General features: G+C 44.0%; 4 protein-coding genes and 5 tRNA genes. 3 read left to right on the forward strand and 6 right to left on the reverse strand.

Translation table 11 applies throughout. The features are described from left to right. Positions 1 to 326: 326 nt before the first annotated feature. Together Q7J27_05600 and Q7J27_05605 are read right to left on the reverse strand one after the other, a co-directional pair. Positions 327 to 414, reverse strand: a tRNA-Leu gene (locus Q7J27_05600). A gap of 132 nt (positions 415 to 546) precedes the next feature. After that, positions 547 to 1,530 (reverse strand): alcohol dehydrogenase catalytic domain-containing protein, encoded by a 984-nt coding sequence (locus Q7J27_05605; GenBank protein MDO9528621.1) that lies wholly within the window; start codon positions 1,528 to 1,530, stop codon positions 547 to 549. Positions 1,531 to 1,850: 320 nt separating this feature from the next. Here Q7J27_05605 and Q7J27_05610 point away from each other — a divergent pair, with 320 nt between their 5' ends. From Q7J27_05610 to Q7J27_05620, 3 genes are all read left to right on the forward strand, one after another. Continuing rightward, positions 1,851 to 3,182: an amidohydrolase gene (locus Q7J27_05610; protein ID MDO9528622.1), complete on the forward strand. Its 1,332-nt coding sequence runs from the start codon at positions 1,851 to 1,853 to the stop codon at positions 3,180 to 3,182. Further along, positions 3,179 to 4,513, forward strand: a complete 1,335-nt coding sequence (locus tag Q7J27_05615) for an amidohydrolase (protein ID MDO9528623.1) — start codon at positions 3,179 to 3,181, stop codon at positions 4,511 to 4,513. The genes Q7J27_05610 and Q7J27_05615 overlap by 4 nt, the downstream gene beginning before the upstream one ends. Positions 4,514 to 4,632: 119 nt before the next feature. Continuing rightward, positions 4,633 to 6,243, forward strand: coding sequence for a Na/Pi cotransporter family protein (locus Q7J27_05620; GenBank protein ID MDO9528624.1), 1,611 nt, complete (start codon positions 4,633 to 4,635; stop codon positions 6,241 to 6,243). A 111-nt stretch (positions 6,244 to 6,354) separates the two neighbouring features. Here the strand turns inward: Q7J27_05620 and Q7J27_05625 are convergent. The 4 genes from Q7J27_05625 to Q7J27_05640 all read right to left on the reverse strand — a co-directional run bounded on the left by Q7J27_05625 (position 6,355) and on the right by Q7J27_05640 (position 6,721). Beyond that, positions 6,355 to 6,430, reverse strand: a tRNA-Lys gene (locus Q7J27_05625). A 12-nt stretch (positions 6,431 to 6,442) separates the two neighbouring features. After that, a tRNA-Arg gene (locus Q7J27_05630) sits at positions 6,443 to 6,519 on the reverse strand. Positions 6,520 to 6,558: 39 nt separating this feature from the next. After that, positions 6,559 to 6,635: transfer RNA gene (locus tag Q7J27_05635), tRNA-His, on the reverse strand. Positions 6,636 to 6,644: 9 nt separating this feature from the next. Further along, positions 6,645 to 6,721 (reverse strand) — tRNA-Arg (locus Q7J27_05640). Positions 6,722 to 6,990: the final 269 nt, after the last annotated feature.

Consider the following 6,990-nt stretch of genomic DNA (forward strand, 5'->3'; position numbering starts at 1 on the left):
TCGTGGGGTAGTATACGAAGAACATTCTTGTGCGTCAATGGAATATGGAATAATGACCACAAAATATGGGGTATCGGTGATCATTACCAAGAGAAACCATGTATAATATTTATCACCTCAAATTTGTTAACTACAGGAAGAAACAAATGAACAGGAAAATTGGATAAATTCAAATTACACACAGGAAATCAATATCATACCTCCATAGTCAATTCTTAAAGTTTATGGATCTGCTATTAGACCAACCATAATTTAATTTCCATAGCCAAATCGTAGCCGGAAACAAAAAAGGGTTAGACTCTATTTGAGCTAACCCTTTTTATTGTTGGTGCCTGGGGAGAGAATCGAACTCTCATGATGTTAAACATCGAGGGATTTTAAGTCCCTTGCGTCTACCTGTTCCGCCACCCAGGCACACAGTTAAGCAAACTGATTTGCTTATATTATTTTAAAAAAACCCTGTCAAGATTTTAATCGAACCAGATTTCAACCCAAATCCAAAGAGATAGGCCATTTGGCTAACCTACTAATTTGGTCGCTAAAAACTCAGTTTTTAGTCATCTCGAGCAATATTTTGACAGTATCCGATTTTGCTGACTGTTCAAATGCCTCCACGGCCTGTTCAATCGGATACCTCCCCGTAATCAACCGTTCAACAGGCATATCAGGATACGATTCAAGTATTCGAAGTCCGTCTTTAAACTGTCCGCAACGAGACCCTAAGAGAGTCAGCTCATTGATCACAACAGGCGCCAGATTGAGCTCCCCCTGCGAAGCTACTGTCGACTTGAGAACAATTATTCCACGGGGCCGACAAAGCAACATTGCTTCATTCATTCCCCTGCCGGAACCAGTCGCATCAACGACGATATCAGCCCCGGTGTCAACATCAGCAGAACTTACCGCAGTTTTGATATGACGCCATGCGGACAGCTCAAGTTTTTCCGGATGATGTCCGACCAATGTCACATCGGAAAGAACCGTCGAAAGTACCCATGCACACAAGATTCCAAGCCGCCCGTCACCGAGGATTACTGCCCTTTCCGAACCCTGTATTTTCAACTGTTCCAGTATTTCGCATGCTGCCGAGAGAGGCTCGATCAGTACCGCCCGATCATCCGGCACTGTTTTCGGTACCTCAAGAAGGTTAGAAACCGGCAAGACACAGTAATCGGCCATGCAGCCATTAAGATTATTGATACCCAGCGTCGCTCGATTCGGACAATGACGGCCTATTCCTTTCGCGCACCATTCACATTGTCCACAGACCGCATTGATTTCACCGACAACCCGCTTACCGATCCATTTCGTATCATCACACTGCTCGACCACCCCGATGAACTCATGTCCTAAAATCCCTTTGAATCCCATGTATCCGCTCATAAGCTCCATGTCCGTTTTGCAGATACCGGCCTTCTGCACACGGATTCGCGCCCAGTGAGGCAGTACTTCCGGCACCGGATAATCGGTCACGAATCGCAGCTCACCGTCAAACACAACTGCCCGCATAGCGGAATGGACATTCGTCATTGTTTTAACCCTTTCTTTCTACATGATTTAACCCAGAATCAGAAAAAAGCAAGTAAAATAACAAATCCAAAAATAGACATTGACCCTTCCAACACAGTAGGATAGGCGTCCCGCCTGTCCATAATGGTGAATCGCCGCAGACAGCCGAGACGGCTGTCCTACGGGGTGTGAAGAACAGCCTTTATTTTAGTCTATTTTAGGGACAAAGAATAATTACAGCCCCTAAGATGCTTTAAGGATTATATTTCTTGAAGGTGAGGGTAACGATATGATAAGGGTACTTTCCATGAAATATCGAACAAAGAGGGAGATGTTTTAAAATGAGAGAAGTTGACACCATTATATCAGGGGGAAGGGTTCTCTTGTTGGACGAAAAGGGTTCACGGATTGAAAATGGGTACATAGCGATAGATGGGGACGAAATCGTCGCTGTCGGAAAAGCTGAAGAGATAAAAGCCAAATTCGACGGGCGCAAAATAATCGATGCCAGGAATTCTCTCGTCATGCCCGGCCTTGTAAACTGTCACACCCACGCGGCCATGACATGCTTCAGGGGAATCGCCGATGATCTTATTTTAGAGGACTGGCTGAACAACTACATATTGCCCGCAGAGGCAAAAAACCTGGATAAAGAGCTGGCTTACTGGGGAAGCCTGCTCGCATGCGCTGAAATGATCAAATCCGGGACAACCACCTTTTGTGATATGTATATCTTCGAAGATGAGACTGCAAAAGCAGCTCACGAGACAGGAATGAGATGCCTTGTCGGAGAAGTTCTCTATGATTTTCCGTCTCCCAGTTACCCAACACCCAAGGAGGGGTTGAATTATACGAGAATGCTCATTGAAAAATGGCAAGATGATCCCTTAGTGAGCATTGTCGTTGAACCCCACTCACTCTATACCTGTTCTCCCGATCTTCTCAAAGACGCCAAGGCCCTGGCAGACGAATACAAAGTACCACTGGCAACCCACCTTCTTGAAACCTGGCACGAGCGGGAAGATCTTTTCCGAAAATTAGGCAAAAATGCAACTTCCTTTCTGAAAGAAATTGGATACCTTAATGACCGATTTATCGCCTTTCACTGCGTTGCCACTGTCGATGAAGATATTCAATTGTTCGCCGATTACGGCTGCAAAATAGTCAGCCTTCCCGAAAGCAATATGAAACTTGCCTCCGGAGGCGCCCCCGTACCTGATATGATGAGCCGCGGCGTCGTTGTAGGGCTCGGCACTGACGGCTGTGCCAGCAATAACAACCTGGACATGTTTCAGGAGATGGATATGGCTGCCAAATTCCATAAGGTCATCAAGCTCGATCCGACAGTCATGGATGCGGAAACAGTTGTAAGGATGGCAACCCGCGAGGGGGCCAAAGTTCTCGGGATGGAAAACCTTGTGGGTTCCCTTGAGGTCGGTATGAAGGCAGATATTATTATAATAGGGTTAAACAAACCTCATTTAACCCCGATGTATCATGAATATTCCCACCTCGTTTATGCTGTCAATGGGTCCGATGTCGATACCGTTTTGATAAACGGGAAAGTTGTTATGAAAAACCGACAACTTTTGACCATAAACGAACGCGAAGTTATGGAAAAAGTAAAAAAAATAGCAAACCGTGTAAAAAAGAGCCTGATAACAACAAAATGAAAAGAATTGGTGAACTCGATATCCTTATTACCGGTGGAACGGCACTCACCATGTCAGAAAAGATGGAGGTGATTGAAAATCCCCGTATAGGCATAAAGGATAGAAAGATAGTCTTCGCAGAAAAGGAAACAGGCCGGCCGGCCCGGTACAAAGCAAAGGAAACGATAGACGCCTCCGGGTCAATTATCATGCCCGGCCTTATAAATACCCACATCCATTCGCCGATGGTCTGTTTCAGGGGGCTTGCTGATGACCTCCCCCTTATGGAGTGGTGGAATAATCACATCTTCCCCGCGGAGTCGAAGCATGTAAACAGGGAAATGGTATACCATGGAGCGATGCTTGCGATAGCAGAAATGATACTCTCCGGCACGACAACATTTTCCGATGTTTATTTTTACGAAAGCAGTGTTGCCCGGGCGGCGATCGATTCCGGGATACGTGCTCTATCAACCCAGGGTATCATCGACTCCCCTGCCCCGAACAATCTTGAACCTTCAAGAAAAATAGAGATCGCCGAAAAATTCATCAAAAAATGGACTGGGGTATCTCCCTTAATCACACCTGCATTATCCTGTCACACCCCCTTCACCTGTTCGACCGAAACACTCACTCTCATCAAGGAGGTTGCGAGAAAGGCGAATGTGCCATACATGATCCATCTGGCCGAAACGATAGACGAAACAAAAATAATCAGGGAAAGATACGGCACCACACCGGTACGTTATCTCCACAGACTTGGCATTCTTGATGATTTCACTATTGCCGTCCACTGTGTCTGTATAGACAAAGAAGAGATCGATATATTAGCCGATTGTGGCGTAAAGGTATCCCATAATCCTGAAAGTAATATGAAACTGGCATCAGGGGTTGCACCAATCCCGAAACTGCTCAAAAAGGGCGTCACAGTGGGACTGGGTACCGACGGATGCGCAAGCAATAATGACCTGGACATGTTCAGGGAGATGGATACCGCGGCCAAGATACACAAGGCCACAACGGGAGATCCCACGGTCATGGATGCAAAAACCGTATTAAGAATGGCAACTATTGAGGGAGCAAAGGTGTTAAACCTCGAAGACAAAACAGGCTCAATCGAGGCGGGAAAATGTGCCGATATAATCATCCTCGACATGCAAAAACCTCATCTCACACCCCTGTACAATTACTATTCCCAGATCGTCTATTCTGCCTCAGGCTCCGATGTGTCAACATCAATTATTGACGGAAAAATCGTGATGAAGGAAAGACGCCTCCTCAACATGGACATCGAAAGCATCATGGAAAGAGTACGAAAGATAGCGGATGTCATTTCCAGCAATAATTTATAATGTCGTTTTCTCCTTGACACTGAACTGCCTCTTCATTTATACTTCGCACGACTAAAATAGATTCTGTATCTATATCTGTTTGTTATTGTTAATTTATTTGTCTTTTAGTAAAGGTTACGATGGGTTATATCAAAATAATTGTTGGAGTCATCGGTGGGCTGGGATTATTTATTTACGGAATGTACCTTTTGAGTGACTCGCTTAAGAAACTGTCGCTGAATTACCTTAAGACGTTACTCGAAAAGATGACTTCAAACAGAATTAAAGCAATGCTCGCCGGTCTTTTTGTTACCTCCGTTATTCAGAGTTCAAGCGCAACCTCCGTAATTATCATAGGATTTTTGAATGCAGGAATTATTAGCCTGGCCGCGGCTATAGCTGTTATGATTGGAGCCAATGTAGGTACCACAGTAACCGCCCAGTTGATCGCATTTAAACTTACAACTGTAGCTCCTCTGTTCGTATTTGTCGGGGCCATAACTTTCTTTTTTGCAAAGAAAAATAAAAATAAAAATAAAGGGCTGGCTCTATTAGGCTTCGGTCTCTTGTTTTTAGGGCTTACGATGATGAGCTCTGCCGTCAAGCCCCTTGCTGATAACGAAGCAACAAGAAATGTCTTCATAAGCTTTGGCAGACAACCTTTGCTTGGAATTTTGATAGGATTAACCGCAACAGCTATTTTACAAAGCAGCAGCACAACCATAGGTATGATCATAGCTTTTGCATCTGGAGGATTACTTGACCTTCCTTCCTCTATTTATTTAATATTTGGAACGAATGTCGGTACATGTATTACTGCAATTATCGCCAGTATTGGAGGCAATTTATCAAGTAAAAGACTCGCTTTAGGCAACACACTTTTTAATCTCCTCGGAACAATGATTGCCGTCGCTTGTGTGCCTTTTTACATGACATATATTCCTATGGTTTCGAGTGATATTGCGAGGCAGGTTGCCACCACCCATACGATTTTCAACGTAATTAATACAATCGTCTTTCTCCCCATTGTGTCACTCTTTATTAAACTCCTGTATGGAATTATCCCTGGAAAAGATTATGAAAAGAAAGAGGTGTGGTATCTCGATAAAAATCTTTTAACTGCCCCTAACTTGGCAATTGACGCAGTAATTAAAGAACTGGGTGTTATGATAAGTACCACAATAGAGATGCTGGACAAGGCAAAACAATGTGTCATTTCCTATAATCACAAATTGAAGAACGAAATATCAATTGATGAAGGCTCCGTTGACGATACTCAAAAGAGTATCACGGAATATTTAGTCGAAATTACCAAAAGAGAACTGACTGAAAAGCAGGCAAGGTTGATTCCAGCGCTTCTCCACAGCGTAAATGATGTTGAAAGGGCAGCTGATTACTGTGAAAACATCGCAAATTCAGCACAACGTTTCTACGAAAATGATCTCACATTTTCTGAAGATGCACAGGATGAACTCAACAAACTATTTGAAAAGACACTTGCCTTAATGAGACATGCAAAAAAGGCCGTCGAGAACAACGATAATAAATCTGCAAACATAACATTGAACATTAACTCCGAGATACGGTCTCTTATAAAGGACTTCAGACTGAATCATATAAAAAGACTTGAGAAGAGTACCTGTATAAGTGATTCTGGGCTGGTTTTCTCAGATATACTAAGTTATATAGAAAGATTAAACGCACACCTATGCAACATTACAAAGGGCATTTTGCATATTGGGAAAAGGTAGAAACGTACTCAGAAAATTCCGAGATTGACACGACAGTAGTTACATGCGGTGATTTCTTCGGAAAAATAAAAAGGGGTTAAATCGTAATCTGACTTAACCCCTTTCTTTTTTTGGTGGGCCCTGTCGGGCTCGAACCGACAACCTACTGATTAAGAGTCAGTTGCTCTACCAGCTGAGCTAAGGGCCCTGAAAGCGGATCTGGCACGCCCGGTAGGATTCGAACCTACGACCAACAGATTCGAAGTCTGCGACTCTATCCAGCTGAGCTACGGGCGCATCATAAGGGTCTATCATGAAATGACAGACCCTAAATTTTGGGGTGAGTGAGGGGACTTGAACCCCCGGCCTCCGGGGCCACAACCCGGCACTCTAACCAACTGAGCTACACCCACCATTTATGTTGGCACGCCTGCGGGGATTCGAACCCAGGACCTACGGATTAGAAGTCCGTTGCTCTATCCAGCTGAGCTACAGGCGCATAATAGTCTAGTCCCCGAAAAGACCATCCTAACTAAACCCTTTAACCAGTTTTGTCAAGTCAATTTAAGCGCCTAAGTTGAAGATTGCAATCATTTTAATTTCAGCTCACTTTAGACACTTCAAACTTCGGGTACTTATCTCACATAACCGGCTATTCCATCATACTTATAGCCCCTTCTGGAGCATCCTTCTCCTTTTGGATCGGTTGTATAAAAGTAAACTCCGGAAGAGAGATTGAACCAGCGATACAGCTCCTTTGTTCTTGAA

It is taken from the genome of Syntrophales bacterium, assembly GCA_030655775.1.
In the GTDB taxonomy this organism is placed as follows: Bacteria; Desulfobacterota; Syntrophia; order Syntrophales; family JADFWA01; genus JAUSPI01.